Here is a 23,019-nt window from a genome sequence, read left to right as displayed (position 1 = left end):
CTAGAGTGTCGTCTGCGGCTGTGGGAGTCGCGCCGAACGGGTGGGGATCCGTTCGACTGGGGAATGATCGATCTGGGGAGATCATGGGGACGCGTATCGGCTATGCCGTCGGAGCTTTCGACCTGTTTCACGTCGGGCACCTCAATCTGCTGCGACACGCCAAACAGCACTGCGACATCCTGATCGCCGGTGTCGTGAGCGACGAGATGCTGCGTCAGGTCAAGGGGATCGAGCCGGTCATCCCGACCGCCGAGCGTGCCGAGATCGTCCGGCACATCTCCTTCGTCGACGACGTGTACGTCGAGACGACGCCGTCGAAGATGGACTCGTGGCGCGACGTGCGCTTCACGCACTTCTTCAAGGGCGATGACTGGCGCGGCACCGAGAAGGGCCTGCGGCTGGAGAGCGAGTTCGCGGAGGTGGGTGTCGAGGTCGTCTACTTCCCGTACACCGCACACACGTCGAGCTCGGCGCTCCGCCGCGCGCTCGACGCGATCACCGCCAACGCCACGGCATCCGCCGTCGGCGCGACGCGCTGAGCCGGGACTCAGTTCGCGACGCCGAGGAGGCTGCGCGCCATCCGCGCCACGTGCGGCGGAGTGTGCGGGCCGAGCCACACCGTCCAGTGCTCCGGGGGCTCGCTGCACGTCCACTCCAGGCACCACGCATAGACGGCGTTCGCCAACCGCTCGCCCCGCGTGTGAGCATGCGCGCCCTCCGCGCGAACCAGCCAGCGGACCGACACCCCCTGCGGCACGTCGATGTGGCGGAACTGGATGCGGGCGGCGGCCTCGATGAGGATGACGCCCTGCGCATCCCACGGGAGCCGGGACGCGACGCGAGCGATGGCTCCGACGTCGGCCGCATCCCCGGCGATGAGCACCGCTCCTTCCATCGCTTCCCAGTCCGGATCCTCCAGGTGCTCACACGCGCTGCTCATGCATCCACTATAGGAAAGGCTATCCTTACCCTCAAGGGTGGTTAGTCCTCTTCCATAGCACCGTCAACGCCGTTGCCCGCGTCGCGGCTGTGCGCCATCCTGAGGCCGTGAGCAGTGACAGGATTCGACGGACATCCGCCGGACGACGCCTGATCGGCGCCCTGGCCGGCCTCCTCGTGGCCACGGCCCTCGGCGGATGCGGGATGACGGTCCCCGCGGACCCGGACGGCACCCTGGACCGGGTCACGGGCGGGGAGCTGCGGGTCGGCACCTCGCCCGAGCCCGGCCTCGTCGAGATCGACCGCGGCGAGCCGCGCGGGCCGGTCGTGGATCTCGTCGACGACTTCGCCGCGAGCATCGACGCGAACGTCACCTGGACGGTCGCGACCGAGGAGAGCCTGGTGGGCATGCTGGAGACGGGCGACCTCGACCTCGTGGCCGGCGGACTGACGCCGGACACCCCGTGGATCGACAAGGCGGGCGTGACCCGCGGCTATCCGGGGATCGAGGGCGCGGGCGATCGGGAACTCGTCATGCTCGTCCCCCTCGGAGAGAATGCCTTTCTCTCGGCCCTCGAGGCCTCCCTCGACGAGGAGGTCGCTCGATGACCGGGACGAAGCAGTTCGGGCGCACCGAGCTCCCCGACGAACAGCAGCGGGCCACGCGCAAGGCCGTGCGCTGGGAGATCTTCACGATCGTCTACACCTCGATCACGATCACCGTGATCGCCCTCGTCGTGGGCGAGTCCCAGGCGATGCGCACGGCGTGGATCGAGGACATGCTGTCGCTCATCCCGCAGTTCGCCTTCCTCCTCGCGCTCCTGTTCGTGCGGCGACGCCCCACCCGGAAGCACCCCTACGGCCTGCACCGGGCGATGGGCGTCGGCCACCTCGTCGCCGGTGTCGCGCTCCTCGCGGTCGGCCTGAACCTCGCCGCCGAGGCCGTGGCCGGGCTCATCCGCGGGGAGCATCCGACCATCGGCACCGTGCAGGTTTTCGGCCAGACGATCTGGCTCGGCTGGCTGATGGTCGCCGTCATGGCCGTCGTGATCGTCGGGCCGGTGTTCTTCTACGGTCCGGCCAAGGCCAAGCTCGCCCCCGTCCTGCACAACAAGCTGCTCTACGCCGACGCCGACATGGCGAAGGCGGACTGGCAGACGACGGTCGCCTCCATCGTCGGCGTGCTGGGCGTGGGCGCCGGCGTCTGGTGGCTCGACGGTGCTGCGGCACTCTTCATCTCGCTCGGCATCATCTGGGACGGCTTCCGCAACACGAAGACCGCGATCGTCGACCTCATGGACCAGCGGGCACGCACCTTCGACAGCGCGGAGCCGCACCCGCTGGCCCGCGATGTCGTCTCCTACCTGCGCAGCCGCCCCTGGGTGGATCAGGCTGCCGTGCGCATGCGGGATCAGGGCCAGGTTTTCCACATCGAGGCGTTCGTGGTGCCGCATCATCGTGGCGTCCGTACGGCCGACCTGACCGCCGCGTCCGAGGGGATCGCCGACCTGGACTGGAAGGTGCAGGACGTGGTGATCGTCCCGGTCGAGAAGCTGCCGGACGAAGCGGACCCCGGTCGATGAGCAGCTCCGACGAGGCACTGTTCCCCGGCTTCACGACCACGCGGATCCCGACCGCCGAGGCGGACATCCTCGTGCGCCACGGCGGCTCGGGGCCGCCCATGGTGCTGCTGCACGGCCACCCCCGCACCTCGGCGACCTGGCATCGGGTGGCCCCGCTTCTCGTCGACCGCGGCTTCACGGTGATCTGCCCCGATCTGCGGGGCTACGGACGCTCCCGCGGCCCGGCGCCCACCGCCGATCATTCCGCCCATTCCAAACGCGCCGTCGCCCGAGACATCCGCACCGTCGCCGAGCGACTCGGCCATGAGCGCTTCCGCCTGGTCGGGCATGACCGCGGCAGCTACGTCGCGCTCCGACTCGCCCTCGATCACCCGGAGGCCGTCGAACAGGTCGCCCTGCTGGACTGCCTGCCGATCTCGGAGCACCTCCGTCGCTGCGACGCGACCTTCGCCGCGCACTGGTGGCACTGGTTCTTCTTCGCCCAGCCGGACGTCCCGGAGCGCGTCATCGGCGCGGACCCGGAGGCCTGGTACACCCCCAAGGCCGACCCGGCGACGATGGGCGCGGCCAACCATGCCGAGTTCCTGCGCGCGGTGCGCCAGCCGTCGGTCGTCCGGGCGATGCTCGAGGACTACCGCGCCGGCCTCACGATCGACCGCGCGCACGAGGAGGCGGATCGCGCCGCCGGGCGTCGGCTCCAAATGCCGACGCTCGTGCTGTGGTCCCGACGCGACGATCTCGAAGAGCTCTACGGCGACCCCCTCCGCATCTGGCGGGACTGGGCCGACGATGTGCGCGGCCACGGCATCGACAGCGGGCACCACATGGCGGAGGAGGCGCCGGAGGCCCTCGCCGCCGCCCTCACGGGCTTCTTCGGAGCCACCCGTCCCTCGCAGACGTAGGCTGGAGCCATGACCAACCCCGCTTCCGACACCATCACGATGTTCGGCGCCGACTGGTGCCGCGACTGCATCCGCACGAAGAAGCAGCTCGACGAGCTCGGCGTCGCGTACACGTACGTCGACCTGGTCGCCGACCCCGCCGCCGCGGACATCGCGAAGGACATCTCCGGCCGCACGAACATCCCCGTCGTGGTCTACCCCGACGCCTCGCACCACGTCGAGCCGTCGAATGCCGACGTGGAGTCGAAGCTGCGCGAACTCTCGATCATCTGATCGTCCTCGCACTCGGCGGATCTCCGCGCGGACGCCTAAGCTGAAAGCCCGTTCGAAGGAGACGCCGATGACTTCTGCGCCCACGACCGCGCCCGCCACCCCCGCCCTCGGCGAGGGCGAAACGGAACGGCTCGACGCCGCCGTCGCCGATCTGCAGACGGGGACCGCGGTGTGGACCGCGCTCACCGTGGCGCAGCGCGCGACGCTGCTCCGGCAGGTCCGCACGAGCGTCGCCGCGACCGCGGAGGACTGGGCGACGATCGCCGCCGCCTCCAAGGGCCTGGACGCGCGGCATCCGCTCCGCGGCGAGGAGTGGCTGAGCGGCCCGTACAGCGTCCTCGGAGCACTCGACGCCTCGATCACCACGCTCACCCGCATCGCGAACGGCGCGAATCCGCTCGACGGCATCCGGGTCGACCGCGCACCCGGGGGCCGCGCGCGCGTGCACGCCTTCCCCCTCACCGGCATCGACCGGTTCCTGCTGTCCGGCTTCACCGGCGAGGTCTGGCTCGAACCGGGGACCACGCCGAACACCGCCCGCGCAACCGCCGGTCTGGCACAGCGCACGCCGACGGTGTCCGGGGGCGTCGGACTCGTGCTCGGCGCCGGGAACGTGACCTCCATCCCCGTGCTGGACGTGCTGTACGAACTGCTCGCCCATAACCGCACCGTCCTGCTGAAGGTGAACCCCACGCAGGATGCGCTGGTCCCCGTCTACAAGCGCGCGCTCGCCCCGCTCATCGAGCCGGGACTGCTGCGGATCGTGCGCGGGGGCCCGGCCGCCGGCGCCTACCTCACCCAGCACCCCGGCCTCGCCCACGTGCACATCACCGGCTCTGCGGCGACCTTCGACACCATCGTCTGGGGACCGTCGACCGGCGAGGGGGCCTCCGCGACGAAGCGCCGCCGCCGCGAGAACCGGCCGCTGCTGAAGAAGCCCATCACCGCGGAGCTCGGCGGAGTCTCCCCCATCATCGTCGTTCCGGGGAAGTGGACGGCCGCCGACCTCACGTATCAGGCCGAGCACATCGCGACCATGCGCCTGCAGAACAGCGGCCACAACTGCATCGCGGGGCAGGTCGTCATCCTCTCCGCGGACTGGGACCAGGCCGACGCCTTCCGCGCCGAACTGCGCCGCGCCTACGCCACCGCTCCGGAGCGCCCCATCTGGTATCCCGGTGCCCCCTCCCGCATGCAGACCGCCGCGGACGACTACCCGGACGCCCTCGTGCTCGGCGACCGGCTCCTCGTCGAGGTCGATGCCGACGACGACCCCTCAGCCCTGGAGAACACCGAGTACTTCGCGCCGGTCCTCGGCGTGGTGAGCCTGCCCGGCACGGGCCAGGAGTTCCTCGACGCCGCGGTCACCCACGCGAATGAGAAGCTGCAGGGCACACTCGGCGCCAACCTGCTCATCGACCCGGCGACCGAGAAGGCGCTCGGCAGCGGGTTCGAGCGCGCTCTCACCGCCCTGCACTACGGCTCGATCGCGATCAACGGCTGGACCGCCTTCGGGTTCATCACGCCGACGCTCACGTGGGGCGCGTTCCCCGGCGGCACGATCGATGACGTCGGCAGCGGCATCGGCGTCGTCCACAACGCCCTGCTCCTGGATCGGGTGGAGCGCTCCGTGCTGCGCGGCCCCTTCCGGCCGTTCCCGCGCTCGCTTCCCGTCGCGAACGGCGGCGGACGGATGACGATCCTCCCGAAGCCGCCGTGGTTCGCCTCCTCCCGCACCGGCGCCGCCGTGAGCGAGGGCCTCACCCGTCATCGCGCGGACGGCGGCACCGTCGGCCTCGCGAAGACACTGCTGCGCGCGCTCCGCGCCTGACGGGAACGCGTCAGGCCTCGGGGCGGAACCGATCGGTCGCGGCGCGGAGAGCCGCACGGATGCCGGGTTCAGCGGCGGAGTGCCCCGCGTCGTCGATCACCTGGAAGTCGGCTTCCGGCCAGGCACGGTGCAGGTCCCACGCCGTCATCATCGGCGTGACCACGTCGTGGCGGCCCTGCACGATCACGGTCGGGATGTGCCGGATGGCGTCGATCCCCGCGAGCAGCTGCCCCTCGGCCCACCAGCCGCGGTGCACGAAGAAGTGGTTCTCGATGCGTGCGAAAGCGACGGCCCGGCGGGGATCGGCCATCGCCGCGATCTGCTCCGGGTCGGGGCGCAGCGTGACGGTCGCCGCCTCCCACGCCGCCCACGCGAGGGCCGCCGGTTCATGGACCGCCGGGTCCGGGTCGAACAGCCGCCGGTGGTACGCCTCGATCATCCGGGAGCGCTCCAGGACCGGGATCGGCGCGATGAAGTCCTCCCACAGGTCCGGGAAGAGCGCCGCCGCCCCGCCCTCGTAGAACCACTCGAGCTCGGCGCGACGGAGCGTGAAGATCCCGCGCAGGATCAGCTCGGAGACCACGTCGGGGTGGGCCTGGGCGTAGGCGAGCGCGAGGGCGCTGCCCCAGGATCCGCCGAACACCTGCCACGCCTCGATGCCGAGATTCTTGCGCAGCAGCTCGAGGTCGGCGATGAGGTGCGCGGTGGTGATGTGCCGGAGATCGGCCTCCGGCTCCGCGGCGGACGGCGTGCTCCGACCGCATCCGCGCTGATCGAGGAGGACGATCCGGTAGACGTCAGGGTCGAAGAACTGCCGCTGCCACGGGGAGGTGCCGCTGCCGGGGCCTCCGTGGAGGAACACGACGGGTTTGCCGTCGGGGTTGCCGCTGATCTCCCAGGCCACGCGGTGCCCGTCGCCGACGAGCAGCACTCCGGTCTCGTGCGGCTCGATGGGCGGATAGAGCCCCTCGGTGTTCGTCATGTTCGGTCCCCCAACCGGTCGTGCGGTCCTGCCGAGTCCACGTTATCTGATACCGGCGGGACCACCGGGCCTACGGGTCGAGCTGATCGGCGGGGAGGGTGAACACCTGCCCGCACGCATCGAGCCCGTTCTGGTATCCCTCCGCGAACCAGCGCTGACGCTGCTCGCTGGAGCCGTGGGTCCAGGTCTCCGGGTTCACCTGCCCGGACTGCTCCTGGATGTGATCGTCGCCGACGGTCGACGCTGCGTTCAGGGCGTCGCGGATCTGCTCCTCCGTCGGCTTCTCGAGGTACGGATCGCCGTCGGCGTCGGTCTGCTCGGTCGCGCGGCCGAGCCAGCCGCCGGCATAGCAGTCGGCCTGCAGCTCCATGCGCACGCCGTTGCTGCCGGGGCCCGTCCCGTTGTTCGGGTACTCCTCCATCGCCCCGAGGAGGTTCTGGATGTGGTGACCCCACTCGTGCCCGACGATGTAGAGCTGCGCGAGGTTCCCGGCCGAGGCCCCGAACTGCTGCTGCATGAGCTGGAAGAACGTGGGGTCGATGTAGACGGTCTCCTCCGGGGGGCAGTAGAACGGGCCGACCGCGTTGGAGGCGGTACCGCACTGCGTGGAGGTCGCTCCGTCGACGACGATGAGCTGCGGAGCCTGGTACCCCTCCACGTTGTCCTCCCAGAAGGCGTCGAGCGCGAGCTGCGCCCCCGCCATGCGGCAGTCGACGTTCGCGTTCGCGTCCGCGCCGCTGTCGCAGTTCTCGATGGCCGAACCGGCGCCGGGCTCGCTCCCGCCCCCGGGCGCGCCGCCGACGAGTCCGCTCAGGTCGATGCCCAGCAGCGGGCCGGCGATGAGGGCGAGGAGGGCGAGCACGCCGACGCCGGAGCCGCCCGCGATCGCCGCCGTGCGTCCGCGGCGACGCGTGGTGTTGCGGGAGAGGTCGGCGTCGGGATTGAACGTCATGCGTCGAGGGTACTCCGCGCGCCGACACCGCGACGGACGTAGGCTCGTGACATGGCCACCACGATCACCATCACCGGCGCGGGCGGACAGATCGGCTACGCGCTCCTCTTCCGCATCGCCGCCGGCGACATGCTCGGTCCGGATGAGAAGGTGCGGCTGCGGCTGCTGGAGATCCCGCAGGGGCTCGGCGCGGCAGAGGGTGCGGCGCTGGAGCTCCAGGACGGCGCATTCGACCTGCTCGAGCACGTGGAGGTGACCGATGACGCCGCGGTCGGCTTCGACGGCTGCGACCTCGCCCTGCTCGTGGGCGCCCGCCCCCGCGGTCCCGGCATGGAGCGCGGCGACCTGCTGGCCGCGAACGGCGGTATCTTCGGGCCGCAGGGCGCCGCCATCGCCGCGAACGCCGCCCCCGGCGTCCGCGTGACCGTGGTGGGCAACCCCGCCAACACGAACGCCCTGATCGCCTCGGCGGCGGCCGACGGCGTGCCCGCCGACCGCTTCACCGCCCTCACGCGGCTGGACGAGAACCGCGCACGGGCTCAGCTCGCCCAGACGCTCGGCGCCCCCGTGCACACGGTGCGGCGGGTGCCCATCTGGGGCAACCACTCGGCCACGCAGTTCCCCGACGTGTCGCACGCGACCGTCGGCGGGAAGCCCGTGCAGGACGCGCTGGAACAGATCGTCGGCGACGTCCCGGCGTGGCTGGACCAGACGTTCATCCCCCGCGTGGCCAAGCGCGGCGCGGAGATCATCGAGGTCCGCGGGTCGTCCTCCGTCGCCTCCGCGGCGAGCGCGACGATCGACCATGTGCGCGACTGGGTCCGCGGGACCGAGGACTGGACATCCGCCGCCGTCGTCTCGCGCGGGGAGTACGGTGTCCCGGAGGGCCTCGTCTCGTCGTTCCCCGTGCAGTCCGTCGACGGCGAGTGGCACATCGTGGAGGGCCTGGAGATCGACGACCGTGCCCGCGCACGCATCGACGCCTCGGTCGCGGAGCTCGTGGAGGAGCGGGACGCGGTCCGAGCCCTCGGACTGCTCTGATCCGGTCGCCGCGGGACACCTGGGCAGGGCAGAATAGAGGGCGGAGGTGCGGGATGAGCGACACGATTGACCCGGCGGGAACGACGCCGTCTCTCGACGATGCGCTGACGAGCCCGCTCCACCTCCCGCACGACGCAGCGAAGTGCCCGAAGTGCTTCACGGAGCTGCAGCAGAACCGCAACTTCTGGACCGCGCGTCCCGCGGGCTCCCGCCTGGTCGGCCTCGTCGTCGCCCGCGAGGGCATGCCGTCGGTCGTCGAGCAGCGCGCCGACCTCACCCGCTTCGGCGTGCCCATCGAGGGCTTCCGTCACCCGGCGCCGGACATCCTGGAGAGCTGGAACGACCGCCTCGCGCGGCTCATCTCGACGCTCCGGACCGGAGACGTGGTCGTGGTGGCGAACATCCGGGCTCTGGGGCTCGACGCCGAGGAGGGCGCGCGCACGGTCGCCGAGCTCCGGCGCCACGGCATCATCGTGAAGGTCCTCGGCCACGAGGCGCGTCATCTCGCCGACGCCGCCGTCGCCCGCTGAGCCACCGGTATACAGCGTCCCCGTTCTCTTCACCGTCGTCCTCTCTCCTCGTTAGCCTGGATCCGGGGCGGGGGTCTCCGGGGGAAACAGTGCGCAACGCTCTTCACATCGACGTCAGAGGCATGCGCGGAGTGGCGCGCTCGCTCCATGACATCTCTCACGGCAAAGCACGTCTCGATGGCGGATTTGACCTCACGGAAGCGCTCAGCGACCTGGTCTCGTCCGGTGCGGAGATGTTCGTGTCTACGTGGTTCGAAGCGCATGGTGTCCTCATGCTCTCCAGTCGAGGCCTGGCGAGCGGAGTGGACGACACGGCGCAGGATTTTCTCGCCACGGAGCAGGCGCACGTCGATGCCGTGACGGCCTTCATCGAGGCGCTGGAAGTCCGGTAGTGCCGAACTGGACGAGGTTCGACCCTGGCGCCGGCGACCTGACCGCGTGCGACAGGGCGAAGCAGTGGACGGACTCGCAGGCGTCGGGCCTCGCGGACGCGAGATCGGCCGTGTCCGCCATTCTCCGCGACCTCGACGACATCTGGGCCGGGGAGAGCGCCGACGCGTTCCGCGCCCGCATCCTCGAGTTCCACGACCGTCTGGAGGCCTCCGAGGAGGCGATGCGGATCGCCGGCAAAGGGATCCTCGCCTACGCTGATACGGTGGCCGAGATCGCTCGCCGAGCCGCACCTCTGAAGCACCGACTCGAAGCTGCCGAGCACATCCTCAACGGTGTCCACAGCGAGACCCTCTTCGGCACAGACCCCGAGGGACTCGCGCGGCGGTTCGCTGCCGAGCAGCAGGCGACGATCGATGCGCAGGATGCAGCCGACGAACTCGCCCGCCTCGCCGATGCCCGTGAGAAGGCGGACCAGGTCCTCGCCGCCCTGCTTGCCAGAACCGCGTCGGAAGCCTGGGGAGCTCTCGACTGCACCGCCAGCCCGTCTGGCAAAAGCCCGCGGGAGCTCGCCAACGGACGTGTAGGGGATCTGCTCAGTGACTTCCTCAGTGGCCGTGACGGTGCGAGCGGGGTCGTCCTCGGCCCAGACGATCCGTTTGTTGCAACCCTGATGCACAGCGACCACATCAACGGTGCCCGCACCGAGGTGGTTGATGCGCTCCGCAGTGGGAGATTAGTCGAGGGTGGGATACCCCTTTATTACGATCGGGTCATCAGCGACAACCCCTGGGTTCTCGTTCAGGACGGTTTCAACGTCTTCACGAGCGGGGTTCCCAGCTCCCTACTCGGAGGCCAAAACCTGCCCGAGTCCTTTCTCGGCTCATATGAGCTGGAGGTGCACGCCGGAGAGTCCCAGCCAGACGGAGGCGTGGCAGTCACGTACATCATTAACAACGACACGACCATCGACTCCGCAACGCGCATCCCCGGCACGGGTGGCGCGCACGTGCCCCTCGTGGAGGCCGCCATGACGTCGGCCTACGCTAGTCACGGAGAGTTCGCGCCCCAGCATCAGACCATCGTCTGGACCGAAACGGTGTACTCATGACTTTCATCCTCCGCGCCCGCTCAGCAATCGCGGCGGTTGCTCTTCCCCTTCTCACGATACTCACCCTCGCCAGCTGTGCCCCCGCCCCCGCCGTCACCTCTCCCATCGGCGTCTGGGAAGCGGTCGGCGACGACAACGGCACCCTCACAATCAACCGCGACGGCACATTCACGATGACCGATGCCTCCTTTGACCCCATCTGGCGCACTGATTCGGCCGATTTCCACGGACGAGGAACCTGGCAGACGTTCTCTGACGACCCACCGCTTGTCCTACGATTCGACGAAGCCACCAACGACGGCTTCGCCGTTGACCCCGCGGGACTGCAAGTCGACTTCACGTCGGGCACGATCCGGTTCGAGGACCCGGAACAAACCGTGAACATCGAATTCCGTCTCGCGAACTGACACCTCATGGCTCACCTCCGAGGCTCATTTCCGAATGCCGTATTGTCGCCCGTACTCGTCCTTGCCACCATGCTCGGCCTCGCCAGCTGCACCCCCGCCCCACATGTCACCTCTCCCGTCGGCGTGTGGGAAGCGGTTGGCGACGACAACGGCACCCTCACGATCAACCGCGACGGCACATTCACGATGAGCGACGCCTCCTTTAATCCCCTCCAGTACCGAGACACGCAAGACAACTTCCGCGGCTCCGGTGTCTGGGAAACCTTCTCCGACGACCCCCCGCTTGTTCTACGGTTCGACGAGGCCACGAACGACGGCTTCCCTGTCGACCCCGCAGACTTACAAGTCGATTTCACCTCCGGCTCGATCCGGTTCGAGGATCCGGAGCTGACGGCGAGCATCGAGTTCCGCCTCACGGACTGACGCCCTGGCGACGATCCCTGAGGATCACACCGTCGAACCCTCGCGTGTACGGAAACGTCTTGCTAGAACTCCCCGGACCGCAGACGGGCCAGCGTGCCCGCGCCGATCTCGGCACGGGCGTCGGGACGGTTCGCGTAGAAGGTGACCAGCTCGGCCAGGAGCACAGGGTCGCTGGCGAGGTCGGCCGCCGCCCACGAGGACGGCTGCGCGGTCGCCGTCCGCAGCACCACGCGGTTGCCTTCCAGGCCGGCGCCGACGACCTCGTCCCATGCCACGGCCACGTTGTTGCGCGGGATCCGGAGTTGCAGCCCGTCGGGGCGCAGCGTCAGGCGATGGGCGGAGGGAGCCCGGAACCACGACCGGATGCCGGCGACCGTCATGATCAGCGCGACCACCGGGAGGAGGAGCAGGGTGAGGAGCGGCAGTCGGTCTGCGGGCACCGTGAAGATGCTCCATGCCCACGCCGCGAGGAGCAGGGCCCCCACGGGCGCGAGGGCGCGCAGCGGCCAGACGATTCCCGCGGCCCCGCCGAACGCGATCGCCGGACCGTCGACGACCGGCCGGACGACTCGGACCCGGGAGACGCGGGCGTGCGCCACCATCAGCCAGACGCCCACGGCGACGGCCGCGAGCACACCGATCCCCAGAGCCTTCATCGCCGGAGCCGGATCGGCGAACAGGATCAGGCTGAACAGCAGGACCACGATGGCGAACACGACGCCGAACACGGTGAGTGCCGTGGTCGCCCGCTGCTGCCCCTGCCACCCCGGATGACCGGGCACCCAGATCGTCTCCGGAGACGTCGACTGCTGCTGCCCTGTCACCCGAACAGTCCCTTCCACGCCTTGCCGATGTTGTGCCCCGCGTCGCCCACGAAGTCGGTCGTGTTCTCCCAGGCGTCCTCCGCGAAGTCCGTCGTGGCGTCCCACGCATCCGCCATGCCGGCGTCGATCGACTCCCGGACGTCCTGCGGGACCCAGTTCTCGTAGGCCCACACCGCACCGGCACCGACCGCCACCGCGGCCCCGCCCACGACGACCGCCGTGCCCCACACGGGGAGCGTGACGACACCGGCCGCTGCGAGCGCGGCGACACCGGCAGCCGCAGCGGCGCCACCCGCCGCACCGCCGATGATCTCCACCGCGGTGGACGACGGGTCGTCGCCCGACGACATCGCCGAGCCCAGATTCCAGGCGTCGACGCCCCAGCCGATGAACGGCACCGCCCGACTCGCGCGAGAGAGTCCGCGGGCCAGATCCTCGGCCTCGTCCGCCGCCCACCGCATGCCGGTGGGGTTGGCGGCCTCGGCAGCGGCCTTGACGGCGGGATTGCCGGAGCGCAGCTCGCGAACGAAGTCCGATGCTCCGAGACGCAGATCCTCCGCGTGGGAGGTGAGCTCGGCCGCCGTCTCCGCCCACGCCAGGCCCTGGCCCTCGAGGTAGATCTTCGGGACCTCGCCGCTCGCCTCCCGCAGACCGGACAGGATCTTGTCCGCCGTGGACTGGCTCGGCATGGTCCCGAGGAATCCGTCGAGGTTCTCGCTGATCCAGACCTCGAGCTCGCCCCACCAGGAGCCGACGTCGGCGGCGATCTCGTTGTACAGCTCGATGCGGTCGAGGTGTTCCTGCCACTCGTCCCAGTAGGGGTCGTCCCGCGAGGTGGGGCACACCGGGATCAGGGACACCGGCCGGCCGATGATCATGCCGTTGACCGGGAGCCCCGCCGCCCTCGCATTGTCGCGGTGCGTCGCGAAGTCCTCCTTCATGCGCCGCAGCTGCCCGGCGTACGACCGGAGCTTCTCGGCGGCGTCACGGGCGAGGTCCTTGATCTCCTTCGCGGCGTCGGTCGTGCGCGAGAGGATCGTGACGTAGTCGTCCGCCGACTCGCCGTACCAGTGCCCGCGCACCCCGGTCGGGATGAAGGTCGTGACGTTGGAGGAGACGTCTGCGGCGTCCTTCAGGTCGGGGTCGAGCCAGTCCGCGGCCGCCTGCACCTGGTCGGCGTCGCCGTACGTGGTCGTGTCGATCGTCATCAGAGGTCCTCGACGATGGCCGCGACCGGGTCGAGCTGGTCGATCACGTCCTGCTCGTTCGTCTCCGCGTCGTCGGCGATGGCGCGGACGATCTCTCCGAGGGTGCCGTTGATCCGGTAGAGGGCGTCGACGCCCTCCCCCACCCGCTGCATGATCGCGGCGACCGTGTCGGAGGCGAGTCCGCCGTCGACGGCCGTCGGAATGCCGGAGAGCTTCGTCTCGATGAGCTCGACCGCCTCCTCGTGCATGTCCGCGTGGACGGCCATTACCTCCGGGTCCATCGCGATGCGGCTCATGCGATGGCTCCGTTCCGGCGGTAGGACGCGGGCACGTCGAGGTCGAAGATCACGACATCGTAGGGCTGCGCCTCCTTGATCTGACCGAGGTCCTCGGTGCGCACCAGCACCCAGGGCTGCCGCTCGCCGGCGAGCTCCAGCAGCCGGTCGAGGGCGGTGTAGGCGAGCAGTGCACGCCGCCCGTCCTTCAACTCCCTGATCTCGACGAGCTGCTCCTCGGGCGTCGACGTCACGCCTAGGGGCAGGTACAGCACGGGTGGGACCATCGGCGCTGCGGCCGGCGTCGGTTCGAAGGTCATCTCGGTCTCTCCTCGGTTGTCACTCGTAGCTCGGCGGCACCCACAGCAGCTGCGCGGAGACGAGGCCCCGATCGCGACTGACGATCTGCGCACGGCCCGGGATCGCGGGAACGGCCTTCACCTTGCCGATGAGCTGGCCCTCCTCGGGGCTGCCCGAGAGCAGGATGCCGGTCGCACCCAGGTCGGTCATGCGCTGGATGATGGGATCGTACGCGGCGCGGCTCGCCCCGCCGGTGCGGCGGGTGAGGATCACGTGGAGGCCGAGGTCGGCCGCCTGCGCGAGCAGCGGCGCGAGGACCGCGACCGGGTTGCCCTGCGAGGTCGCCACGAGGTCGTAGTCGTCGATGAGGACGAATCCCTCCGCACCCTTCCACCACGACCGGCTGCGGAGCTGGTCGGGCGTGACGTCGGGTCCGGGGATGCGGCTCCGGAAGAACTGGGCGAGCTCGTTCATCCCGCCCTCGGTCATCTCGTGCGACGTGAGGTAGGCGCCGAGGTATTCCTGCGGGATCTCGCCGAGCAGGGCACGACGGTAGTCGACGACGAAGATCTTCGCCTCGGTCGGCCCGTACAGGCGCGTGATCTCGTGCACGACGCCGCGGAGCATCGATGACTTGCCGGAGTCCGCGTCGCCGTACAGATACAGCAGCGGCTCGGCGACCGGATCGATCGAGAACGGGGCGAGGTTCGCCTCGTCGATGCCCAGCAGGAGTTCGCGGGGCTCCGTGCCGTCCGGCGACTGCGCGGCCGCGACGGCGCGCAGGTCGGCATGGCTGATGCGCGAGGGCAGCAGCCGCAGCTTGGGCCCTGCCGGACCGTGCCACGCCGCCGCGACCCGTGCCACGAGGTCGTCGATCCCGTTCGGCAGGCTCGACGCGTCGTCCACGCCGTCGACACGCGGCAGCGCCGTGAGCATCTGCAGACCGCGGTCGTTGAGACCGCGGCCGGGGATGGCCGTGACGTTCTCCGCCGCCTTGCGGTTGACCTCGGAATCCGTCGGGTCGCCGAGACGCAGCTCGATGCGGGTGCCGATGAGGTCTTTGATGTTGGCCCGGATCTCCATCCAGCGCGCCGCCGTGATCACGACGTGGACGCCGTAGGTGAGACCGCGGGCCGCGATCGCCTGGATCTGCGGCTCGAGCATCTCGAACTCGGCGCGCAGCGTGCCCCATCCGTCCACGATGAGGAAGATGTCGCCGTAGCCGTCGTCGGCCAGTCCCTGCCCGCGGCGCTGCCGGTAGGCGTCGATCGAGTCGATGCCGTGCTGCCGGAAGTACACCTCGCGGGCGTTCAGCAGGCTGGTGACCTCAGCCACCGTGCGGCGGACGACGTCCGGCTCGGACCGCGTCGCGACGCCACTGATGTGCGTGAAGTCCTGCATGCCGGTGAAGCTGCCGCCGCCGAAGTCGATGACGAAGAACTGCACCTCCTGCGGCGTGTGCGTGAGCGCCAGGGCGGCGACCGTCGTCCGCGCGAGCGTGCTCTTACCGCTCAGGGGCGCGCCGACGATGGCCATGTGTCCGGCCGCGCCGCCGAGCGAGACCGCGAGGTTCTCGCGGCGCTGCTCCAGCGGCACGTCGACGATGCCGAGCGGGACCGTGAGCGCTCCCGCCTTCCGCCAGCGCGGGGAGACGAGACCGAGCGACGGGTCCTCGACGAGGTCGCCGAAGAGCTGGTCGAGGGTGGCCGGTGTCACCAGCGGCGGCAGCCACACCTGGTGCGCCGCGGGGCCGCGTCCCTTCATGGACTCGACCGCGATCTCGAAGGTGTTGCGCTTCTCCTCCGGCTCGGCGTCGACCACGACCTCCGGCTCGTCCACCGGTGCCTCCGCCCGCCACACCGGCGCGGCGGTGAACAGCTCGACCGCGGTCGAACCCGTGCTCTGGCCGGAGCAGGACGAGGCCCGACGACGACGACGCGGCGGTGGTCCGGACACGTACGCGGCGCGGAACTGGGTCATGGTCTCGGTGTCGGACTTCAGGATGCCGGCGCCCGGCTGCGTGGGCAGGTGATAGGCGTCCGGCACGCCGAGGACCGTGCGGGACTCGGCCGCCGAGAACGTCCGAAGCCCGATGCGGTAGGAGAGGTGCGTGTCGAGGCCGCGCAGCTTGCCCTCCTCCAGCCGCTGGGAGGACAGCAGCAGGTGCACCTGCAGCGAGCGGCCGAGCCGGCCGATGTTGACGAACGTGTCGACGAACTCCGGCTTGGCCGACAGGAGCTCGGAGAACTCGTCGGCGACGATGAGCAGGGCCGGCAGCGGCGCCAGGTCGGTGCGGCCGCCGCGACGCGCCTTCTCGTAGTCGGCCACGTTGGCGAACGGACCGGTGGCCCGCAGCAGCTCCTGTCGGCGCACCATCTCGCCCTGGAGCGCGTCCTGCATGCGGTCGACGAGGGAGATCTCCTCGCCGAGGTTCGTGATGATGGCCGAGACGTGCGGCATGTCGGCCATGCCGGCGAACGTCGCGCCACCCTTGAAGTCGACGAGCACGAAGTTGAGCTGCTCCGGCGAGTGGGTCATCGCGAGCGCGAGCACGAGCGTGCGGAGCACCTCCGACTTCCCCGAGCCTGTGGCACCGATGATGAGGCCGTGCGGGCCCATACCCTGCTGTGCCGACTCCTTGATGTCGAGGATGAGCGGGCTGCCGTCCTCGGTCTGGCCGATCGGCACGCGGAGCCGGTCGCGCTCCAGGCGCGGTGCCCAGGCGGCGTCGAGGTCGAGGTCGCGCACATCGGGAAGACCGAGGAGCTCGACGAGCTCGGCCTGGCCGGTCGCGCTCTTCTTGCTCGCGATCGCCGTGCCGCCCGAGTACAGGGCGATGAGCCGGCGGGCGGTCGCCTCGGCCTCGACGATGGTGATCGCGTCGGCCTCGAACGGGCGTGCGGGCACCTGCAGGCTGACGAGCTCGGCGCGTGTGCTCGCACCGCCGGTCTCGAACGCGATGCGCAGGGCGTTCGGGTCGTCGAGGTCGCCCCACCGGGCGGGCAGGTCGATCACGGTGACACCCTGGACGCCGTCGCCGGTGACGAGGGCGTCGTTGAACGACGTCGTGGCGCCGTCCGTGACGATGACGATGTGCGGCGTCTTCGGTCCGGAGCCGTCGCGGGCGAAGCGCGAGCGCTCGCGCACCTCGGGCGGCAGCATGTCCTCGAGCTCGGACAGCTGCGAGCCGATCATCCGGGCGGCGCCGAGGCCGTCCCGCACGGTGCGCGAGTGCGTGTGCGGCAGCCACTTCGCCCACTCCCATTGCGGGAGCACTCCGGTGTCCGCGGCGATGACGATCTGCAGCACGTCGGGGTCGTGCATGGTGGCCGCGTGCAGCAGCATGGCCCTGGCCAGCGCCCGGGTCTCGTCCTCGTCACCGGTGATCTCGATGCGGGCGTAGTCGCGGAGGGTGACGCCGAGCGGGAGGTTCTTCTGGACCTCGTGCGTCAGCATGAAGCGGTGCGCGGCCGAGGCGGCGACGGGGTCGAGCTGCGCCAGCGGCGGGAGCTCCGGAGCTTCGAGCGTGACGCACAGCGGCTGATCGGTGACGCCCACGCGGACCGACAGGAAGTCGGGGTCGTTGACGCCGCGCTCCCAGACGCGGGTGCGCTCCTCCGCGAGGTACGGCAGGGTCGACGGCGCCGGCAGGTGCCAGTTCGCGGAGCGGCGCTGCTGCCGGGCGGCGACGCGGACGGTCTGCCGCAGCTCGGTCAGGTACGCCAGGTACTCGCGACGGGCACCGAGCGTGGCCGCCTGCCGCTGAGAGCGCTGCCGCCAGCCGTTGACGGCGACGAAGCCGAGCGAGGACAGCAGGAACATGCCGCCGGTCAGCAGACCCGTGACGGACTGGTTCGACATGGTGACCATGACGATCGCGCCGACGCTGCCGAGCATGGGCAGCAGCGACCCGAGGATCCCGATGCCGCCATCGTTCGGCTGCAGCTCCGGCGGGGCCTGGACCGGGAGCCTCCCGGAGGGGACACGGGGCGGGGCGAGACGGGGTCCTGTCATGCTCTCTCTCCGGCGCTGCTGTCTGTACCTAGCAGGAGGCTGATGGTGAAGCTGCGGTTGCCCATGCGGACGCGGTCGGCGTCGTCGAGGAGCACGCGCTCGCCGGCGACCAGCTCGGTCGTCTGTCCGTCGTCGCTGCGGACGTCGGAGCCGTTCGTGGAACCGAAGTCAGTCACCCACGTGCGGCCGCGGGAGTGCTCGATGCGCAGATGGGTCTTCGAGACCGAAGCATCGGGGTCGGTGACGACGATGAGGCGGTCGTCGTGGGCGCTGGCGACGGGGCCGCGCCCGAGGTTCGCGGCCACGGGGAGGGCGAGCTGCACCCGCTGGCCGGTGTCGAAGATGAGCAGCAGCGCCCCGGTCTCGGGGGCGGGGGCCTCGGCACCCGTCTGCGGCGCCGGGGCGGGGGCGACCGTGAAGAGCGGCCGATCCGATCCGGGTGCTGCCGGTTCCGGGGTCTCGGTACGGCGGGAGGCGGCGCGGGCGTCGGTGGGCTGGGAGTCCTCGTCCACGACGGACGGCGACGCCACCAGCGGCACGACCTGCGGCGGAGCGAGCGGAGCGGCCTCCCCCGGGGCGGGAGCCGGCGGAGCCTCGACGGCCGCCTTCGCGGGCACGGCGACCACGACGGTGCCGGCGACGCGGTCGGCCCAGGACTGCCGTCTGCCGCCGCGATCCCAGGCGCTGGAGGCGACGACGACCCAGCTGCCGACAGCCACGAGGAAGCCGGCGCCGGTGACGATACCGCGGACGAACTGGCGCCCGATCCCCGGCGACCACGGCCGGTCGGCGCGCGCGCTGCGCAGGCGCAGCACGGCGTTGCCGAGGGTGAGGCCGGTGCGCGCTTCCAGCACCCAGAGGAACAGGGCGAGTTCGAAGACGGTGAGGCCGGCGAGCAGCACGCTCTGGGTCAGCACGAGGACGACGGCGGAGGCGAGGAACACGGCGGCCGCGTCGAGGGTGAAGGCCGCGATCCGCTGAACGGTGCCGGCGGGGGCTCCGCGGAAGGCGGGGCCGAGTCCCTCGGCCGGCCGAGGGACGGTGCGCCGCGACGAGGCGATCGGCGTGGGCGGCGCGGGCGTCTGGCGCAGCGGCGTGCCGTCGACACCGGGGGGCGCCGCGATCAGGGCGGGCGGCAGCGCAGGGATCTCCCCCGGACGGTCTCCGCCGGGCGCCATCGGCGGGATCGGACCCCCGCTCGGCCAGGACTGTGATGGGCCGTTCCCGCTCATCCGGCCATCATTCCACGAACCAGGGAGAGCGCATTCGCGTACAGCAGGGCCGACGGCAGGGCGAGCGCGACGGCGAGCCATTCGAACGCGTCTCCGACCCGCGACCAGACCAGCGACTTCGCGCCCTTGGACACCGGGATGACGACGGCGACCGCCGCCAACCCGACGAGGAACAGCAGGGCCGCTCCCAGCAAATGGAAGCCGCTCCCGAGGGCCGCCGCGACCTGGATGCCGGCGACGAGGCAGACCACGGCGGCCGCGGCGCTGGGGAACCATCGGAGGAGGCGGGAGGTGGTGTGCCGCGGCGTGAGCAGCAGGGCGAGCGCGAGGCAGCAGAGCAGGGCGATCCCGCCGGAGACCACGAACGCATCGTCGGGCCAGGGCCGCAGGAACGCGACCGGAGCCATCACCGCGGCCACGATGCTGAGCACGGCGGTGCCCGCGATGAGCCGCGCGGAGGAATCGTCGACGACCGCGGTGATGCGCTCCGGATGCAGCAGCCCGACCGACTCGGGGATGGCTCCGCGCACGGTCCACCGGCTGGTCATGAAGTGCTTGTAGTCGATGAAGTAGCCCTCGGGGAGGTTGACGAGGCTGCTCGGGAGCGCGCGCAGGCCCAGCGGCACGAGCCCGAGCGAGAGGGCGGCGGCCTCCGCCTCCCCCCACCGCAGCAGCAGGGCGAGGCCCCAGACGGCGGCCAGGCCCACGAGCAGCACCGTCGCCGTCCCCGCCGCGGCGCGCATCGGCCGGGCCCTGGCCGTGACGGCGATGATCGCGGTGGTGATGCCGGCCGCGAGGAACCCGGTGGCGGTCGACAGGTGCGACGCGTCCTCCAGCCCGGCCGGGATGAGGAGAGCGCCGGCCGCGAACGACAGCAGCACGGGCGCGAGCACCCCGAGGATGCCGCGCACTCCCGCCGCGGAGTCGCGTCGCGCCCACGCGACGGCGCCGCCGACCGCACCCGCGGCGACGAGGAGGGCGACGAGCAGCCGGATCAGAGGATCGACGGCGCCCTGGGCGAAGACCGCGACGAGCAGCATCCCGCTCACGGCCAGCAGCCACCACCGTGCGCCGTGGTCGGTGCGCGTCGGGCCCGTCGCCTTCTCTGCCGGGCGCGCCTGCGGAGCCAGAGCCGTGCGGTCGATGAGCGCATAGAGGCCGCCGTCGACGAGGTCTTCGCACTCGGTGTCGCCGGGGATCTCGTATCCCCCGGGTCCGATCGTGACGAACCGGTTTGCGTCGGGGATCCCGCTCAGGGTGAGGGCGTCCTCCAGCGTCTCGTCGAGCGGCAGGGAGAGGTCGATGCGGCGGTCTTCGCTCTGGAGGACGATCCGACGCCGCTCTACGATCTCGACTGACACACCTGCACCCTATCCACTGCGCGAGACTCTCGCCGCGCGGCGCCGCCGCCGGAGGTCCGGAGGGTCACGATGACCCCGCTTCGACGGCATCGATGATCTCGCGTGCGCCGTCGGTCGTGAGCGTGACGTGCCCATACACAGACGTGTCAACGACTCCCGGGACCAACCGCTCCATCATCGACTCGAGGTCGATGGCCTCACCGTCGACGTCACGGACCGCAAGCTCGATGTCATCGGTCGGCAGATCGTTCTCATCGATGATGATCTGAAGAACCGACGCGAGGTCCGACTCGGTGAACTCCGCATCATCGAGATAAACGCCGACCGACAGCTCGAAGGAGAGTCCGCTCGTCGCCTTCTCTGCAAACGCCTCGGTGACTCCGACATCGGAGGCCAAGAGCGCCGCGGGGATCTCCTCGACCTCGTCGTCGGCCAGATCGCCAGCTACCAGCGAGCAACCGGTAACGGAAAAGACCGCCCCTGTGAGAAGCACGGCGGTGATGATTTCGCGACGACGCCTCAAAGCTCCACCCCCGAATACACCTGGTGGTCGATGACCTGCCCCCCGAGTCCGGCGAGATCCCAGGGGTCTTCGCCATCGTTCTCTGACCGATAGTGTCGTTCCCACGCGGCGACGGATTCCGCGTACGCATCATTGTCGTGCGCATCGAAGAGGTGTTTCCCTGGCGGGTCGGGGAGCGTGATCTGGTGCATGTTCGGCGGCAGAACCGTGATCGGCGTGTGCGGCACATCGATCGGTGCGATGCCGGGAAGACCCGGCAGCGCGATCGCGCTTCCATCGGTCATCGGCACGATGTCCGACGCGTGCTGGAACGCATAGACGGGGACGTGCGGCGGCACCGCGAAGTTGTCGACGGGCGAGCCGTTCGTCACCACCGCGAGCGGCTTGTAAGGGAAGGTCGGGTCCGCAGCGAGGTTGGCCGCCATGATGCCGCCCTGGCTGAAACCGGTCAGGACGACATCAGCTCCGGCGGGAATCCCCGCCTCCTGCATCGCCTGCAGGACCGCGCGCTCGTACTGGCCACGGAAGACCGGGTTGTCCATCATGAGAGCCAGGTTGCTGTCGCGGTCGTTCATCGCACCGTGCGGCCCGTCGAACTCCCACGGCTGCGTCGAGGGCAGCGACACCACCCAGTGGGTCGAACCGTCCGCCGCCCGCACCTGCTTGATGTCGATGACCGTCGCGTCCTGACCACCCATGGCGTCCGTCGTCGTGTTCACCGCGACGAGATCCGAGAGGGAGCGCAGGTCGGTGACTTCGTGCGCCTCGATCCACGCGAGGAGCGCCCTCCCGCTCAGGTCATCCGGGTCGATCTCCCGCACGTTCACGTCCGTGTCGAGGAAGTCGTCCAGCACGTTCCCGCCCGGGATCCCGAGCGGGCCGCCGAACAGTCCCCCGAGCACCGGCATCATGTCGGCGACCACTCCGCGGAGCCGCTGCAGCGCGTCGCCGACCAGCGGGACGAGCTTGTACAGCAGTTCCGCGAGCGAGACGACGGCGCTGATCAGGTTCTTCACGAGCGCGCCGCCGACCGTGACGAACTCCGCGGCGGAGTTCGCGAACCGCTCGAGGTCCTTGAGCTTCGACAGCGGGTTCACCGACCATCCGAAGAGGTCCTCGGCGAATCGGCTGAGACGGCCGAGGAAGTCGCAGATCAGCACGCGAGTGGACTCGATGATGTGCGAGACCGCACGCACGGCGCTCGCAGTCGCGCCCGTCCACTGCACGCCGTCCTCGCTCACGGAGAGCACATCGGAGAAGCGCTCGCGCAACGCCCTGACCGTGCGGCCGTCCAGGTCGACCAGCCGACGATCAGCGTCGCTGAGCATCGCGTGCGTCCTTCCGAGCGCGCGCTCCGCGTCCTCCCAGCGGGCCGCGAAGGCGCCGACGGTGCCCGGGTCGCCGAGCAGATCGTCGAACCACTCGCGGAGGGGCTGGATGTACTGGATCAGCAGACCGGCGATGCCGGGGATGCTCGCACAATCGGCCTGCGCCGACGTGTAGCCCGCAGCGCCCGCTGCCCAGGACCCGGATCGCACCTGGCCGCTGATCGCGGCGACCGCGGTCACAGCGCCTGTCCTTCGATCGCGCGGAAGGTCGTCACGGCGGTCTCCTCCACCTCGCGGAACTGTCCGACAGTGGCCGCGAGAGCCGCAGACGTCAGTGCCGAGAGCGCGCTCGCCGTCGCGAGCGTCGACCGGGATGCCTCTGCGAGTGCCGACACCGCCGGGCCGAGCAGGGGGGCGCACAGGGCCCCGAACGCCTCTCCGCCCACGCCGCCGGCCGCGTTCGCCGCGGCGCCGCGCAGGATATCCGCGGCATCAGAGAGCGCCCGCACATGAGCCTGCAGCAGATCCGCGTCGACGACGATCTGCTGGTTCGCCGCTCCCGTGGTCATTTCCATCCTCCCGACATCGTC

The 23,019-nt window shown here is 70.5% G+C and carries 25 protein-coding genes; 12 read left to right on the top strand and 13 right to left on the bottom strand.

The genetic code is table 11. The annotated features are described in order from the left end of the window. Window positions 1-83: 83 nt before the first annotated feature. Window positions 84-539 carry an FAD synthase family protein gene (locus tag BLU02_RS12485; protein WP_060922253.1) on the top strand — a complete coding sequence of 152 codons (456 nt, stop codon included), beginning with the start codon at window positions 84-86 and terminating at the stop codon, window positions 537-539. Window positions 540-547: 8 nt separating this feature from the next. Here the strand turns inward: BLU02_RS12485 and BLU02_RS12480 are convergent, their stop codons facing one another. After that, window positions 548-940 (bottom strand): SIP domain-containing protein, encoded by a 393-nt coding sequence (locus tag BLU02_RS12480; protein ID WP_060922252.1) that lies wholly within the window; start codon window positions 938-940, stop codon window positions 548-550. Between the two features lie 107 nt (window positions 941-1,047). Here BLU02_RS12480 and BLU02_RS12475 point away from each other — a divergent pair, with 107 nt between their 5' ends. The 5 genes from BLU02_RS12475 to BLU02_RS12455 all read left to right on the top strand — a co-directional run bounded on the left by BLU02_RS12475 (window position 1,048) and on the right by BLU02_RS12455 (window position 5,528). After that, entirely contained in the window at window positions 1,048-1,548 is a 501-nt protein-coding gene (locus BLU02_RS12475) for a type 2 periplasmic-binding domain-containing protein (RefSeq protein WP_231919569.1), read from the top strand. Beyond that, complete coding sequence (locus BLU02_RS12470; RefSeq protein WP_060922251.1) at window positions 1,545-2,522, top strand: cation efflux transmembrane domain-containing protein; 978 nt, start codon at window positions 1,545-1,547, stop codon at window positions 2,520-2,522. The genes BLU02_RS12475 and BLU02_RS12470 overlap by 4 nt, the downstream gene beginning before the upstream one ends. After that, the gene (locus tag BLU02_RS12465) at window positions 2,519-3,424 is read left to right on the top strand and encodes an alpha/beta fold hydrolase (protein WP_157547055.1); all 906 of its coding nucleotides are present in this window, start codon (window positions 2,519-2,521) and stop codon (window positions 3,422-3,424) included. Before BLU02_RS12470 ends, BLU02_RS12465 begins: the two co-directional genes overlap by 4 nt. A gap of 9 nt (window positions 3,425-3,433) precedes the next feature. Then, the gene (locus BLU02_RS12460; RefSeq protein WP_025104627.1) at window positions 3,434-3,697 is read left to right on the top strand and encodes a glutaredoxin family protein; all 264 of its coding nucleotides are present in this window, start codon (window positions 3,434-3,436) and stop codon (window positions 3,695-3,697) included. A gap of 67 nt (window positions 3,698-3,764) precedes the next feature. After that, window positions 3,765-5,528 (top strand): aldehyde dehydrogenase family protein, encoded by a 1,764-nt coding sequence (locus BLU02_RS12455; protein ID WP_060922250.1) that lies wholly within the window; start codon window positions 3,765-3,767, stop codon window positions 5,526-5,528. A gap of 10 nt (window positions 5,529-5,538) precedes the next feature. Here BLU02_RS12455 and pip read toward each other — a convergent pair whose 3' ends face one another. Both pip and ypfJ read right to left on the bottom strand, forming a co-directional pair. Beyond that, window positions 5,539-6,510, bottom strand: a complete 972-nt coding sequence (gene pip, locus BLU02_RS12450; protein WP_060922249.1) for a prolyl aminopeptidase — start codon at window positions 6,508-6,510, stop codon at window positions 5,539-5,541. 70 nt (window positions 6,511-6,580) lie between these two features. Continuing rightward, window positions 6,581-7,462 carry a KPN_02809 family neutral zinc metallopeptidase gene (gene ypfJ, locus BLU02_RS12445; RefSeq protein WP_060922248.1) on the bottom strand — a complete coding sequence of 294 codons (882 nt, stop codon included), beginning with the start codon at window positions 7,460-7,462 and terminating at the stop codon, window positions 6,581-6,583. A 51-nt stretch (window positions 7,463-7,513) separates the two neighbouring features. On the opposite strand from ypfJ, the gene BLU02_RS12440 reads away from it, so the two are divergent. From BLU02_RS12440 to BLU02_RS12415, 6 genes are all read left to right on the top strand, one after another. Continuing rightward, window positions 7,514-8,503, top strand: a complete 990-nt coding sequence (locus BLU02_RS12440; protein ID WP_060922247.1) for a malate dehydrogenase — start codon at window positions 7,514-7,516, stop codon at window positions 8,501-8,503. 53 nt (window positions 8,504-8,556) lie between these two features. After that, entirely contained in the window at window positions 8,557-9,033 is a 477-nt protein-coding gene (locus tag BLU02_RS12435) for a recombinase family protein (protein WP_060922246.1), read from the top strand. Window positions 9,034-9,164: 131 nt separating this feature from the next. After that, entirely contained in the window at window positions 9,165-9,425 is a 261-nt protein-coding gene (locus BLU02_RS12430) for a hypothetical protein (protein ID WP_144880601.1), read from the top strand. Further along, window positions 9,425-10,534, top strand: a complete 1,110-nt coding sequence (locus BLU02_RS12425) for a WXG100 family type VII secretion target (protein WP_060922244.1) — start codon at window positions 9,425-9,427, stop codon at window positions 10,532-10,534. The genes BLU02_RS12430 and BLU02_RS12425 overlap by 1 nt, the downstream gene beginning before the upstream one ends. Next, entirely contained in the window at window positions 10,531-10,941 is a 411-nt protein-coding gene (locus BLU02_RS12420) for a hypothetical protein (protein ID WP_060922243.1), read from the top strand. The genes BLU02_RS12425 and BLU02_RS12420 overlap by 4 nt, the downstream gene beginning before the upstream one ends. A gap of 69 nt (window positions 10,942-11,010) precedes the next feature. Beyond that, window positions 11,011-11,364: a hypothetical protein gene (locus tag BLU02_RS12415; protein WP_060922242.1), complete on the top strand. Its 354-nt coding sequence runs from the start codon at window positions 11,011-11,013 to the stop codon at window positions 11,362-11,364. Between the two features lie 62 nt (window positions 11,365-11,426). Here the strand turns inward: BLU02_RS12415 and BLU02_RS12410 are convergent, their stop codons facing one another. From BLU02_RS12410 to BLU02_RS12360, 10 genes are all read right to left on the bottom strand, one after another. Further along, on the bottom strand, window positions 11,427-12,188 hold the full coding sequence (locus tag BLU02_RS12410) for a hypothetical protein (protein WP_060922241.1): 762 nt from the start codon (window positions 12,186-12,188) through the stop codon (window positions 11,427-11,429). Next, the gene (locus BLU02_RS12405) at window positions 12,185-13,396 is read right to left on the bottom strand and encodes a hypothetical protein (protein ID WP_025104634.1); all 1,212 of its coding nucleotides are present in this window, start codon (window positions 13,394-13,396) and stop codon (window positions 12,185-12,187) included. The genes BLU02_RS12410 and BLU02_RS12405 overlap by 4 nt, the downstream gene beginning before the upstream one ends. Beyond that, the gene (locus tag BLU02_RS12400; protein WP_062635420.1) at window positions 13,396-13,692 is read right to left on the bottom strand and encodes a hypothetical protein; all 297 of its coding nucleotides are present in this window, start codon (window positions 13,690-13,692) and stop codon (window positions 13,396-13,398) included. Before BLU02_RS12400 ends, BLU02_RS12405 begins: the two co-directional genes overlap by 1 nt. After that, on the bottom strand, window positions 13,689-13,991 hold the full coding sequence (locus BLU02_RS12395; RefSeq protein WP_060922239.1) for an SAV_915 family protein: 303 nt from the start codon (window positions 13,989-13,991) through the stop codon (window positions 13,689-13,691). The genes BLU02_RS12400 and BLU02_RS12395 overlap by 4 nt, the downstream gene beginning before the upstream one ends. A gap of 19 nt (window positions 13,992-14,010) precedes the next feature. Continuing rightward, window positions 14,011-17,985 carry a type VII secretion protein EccCa gene (eccCa, locus tag BLU02_RS12390; RefSeq protein ID WP_083371004.1) on the bottom strand — a complete coding sequence of 1,325 codons (3,975 nt, stop codon included), beginning with the start codon at window positions 17,983-17,985 and terminating at the stop codon, window positions 14,011-14,013. After that, window positions 17,982-19,217, bottom strand: coding sequence for an FHA domain-containing protein (locus BLU02_RS12385; RefSeq protein ID WP_167627853.1), 1,236 nt, complete (start codon window positions 19,215-19,217; stop codon window positions 17,982-17,984). The genes eccCa and BLU02_RS12385 overlap by 4 nt, the downstream gene beginning before the upstream one ends. Continuing rightward, a complete protein-coding gene (locus BLU02_RS17625) occupies window positions 19,214-20,578 on the bottom strand; it encodes a hypothetical protein (protein ID WP_167627852.1) in 1,365 nt (454 codons plus the stop codon). The genes BLU02_RS12385 and BLU02_RS17625 overlap by 4 nt, the downstream gene beginning before the upstream one ends. Before the next feature lie 64 nt (window positions 20,579-20,642). Beyond that, window positions 20,643-21,071: a hypothetical protein gene (locus BLU02_RS12370; protein WP_060923469.1), complete on the bottom strand. Its 429-nt coding sequence runs from the start codon at window positions 21,069-21,071 to the stop codon at window positions 20,643-20,645. A 26-nt stretch (window positions 21,072-21,097) separates the two neighbouring features. Beyond that, entirely contained in the window at window positions 21,098-22,669 is a 1,572-nt protein-coding gene (locus tag BLU02_RS12365; protein WP_060923470.1) for an alpha/beta hydrolase, read from the bottom strand. Continuing rightward, window positions 22,666-22,998 carry a hypothetical protein gene (locus BLU02_RS12360; protein WP_060923471.1) on the bottom strand — a complete coding sequence of 111 codons (333 nt, stop codon included), beginning with the start codon at window positions 22,996-22,998 and terminating at the stop codon, window positions 22,666-22,668. The genes BLU02_RS12365 and BLU02_RS12360 overlap by 4 nt, the downstream gene beginning before the upstream one ends. Window positions 22,999-23,019 lie beyond the last annotated feature (21 nt).

Origin of the sequence: Microbacterium paraoxydans, assembly GCF_900105335.1 — a bacterium.
Lineage (GTDB): Bacteria > Actinomycetota > Actinomycetes > Actinomycetales > Microbacteriaceae > Microbacterium > Microbacterium paraoxydans.
The sequence above is the reverse complement of the archived record's forward strand: the minus strand, read 5'-3'. Positions and strand labels throughout refer to the sequence as shown.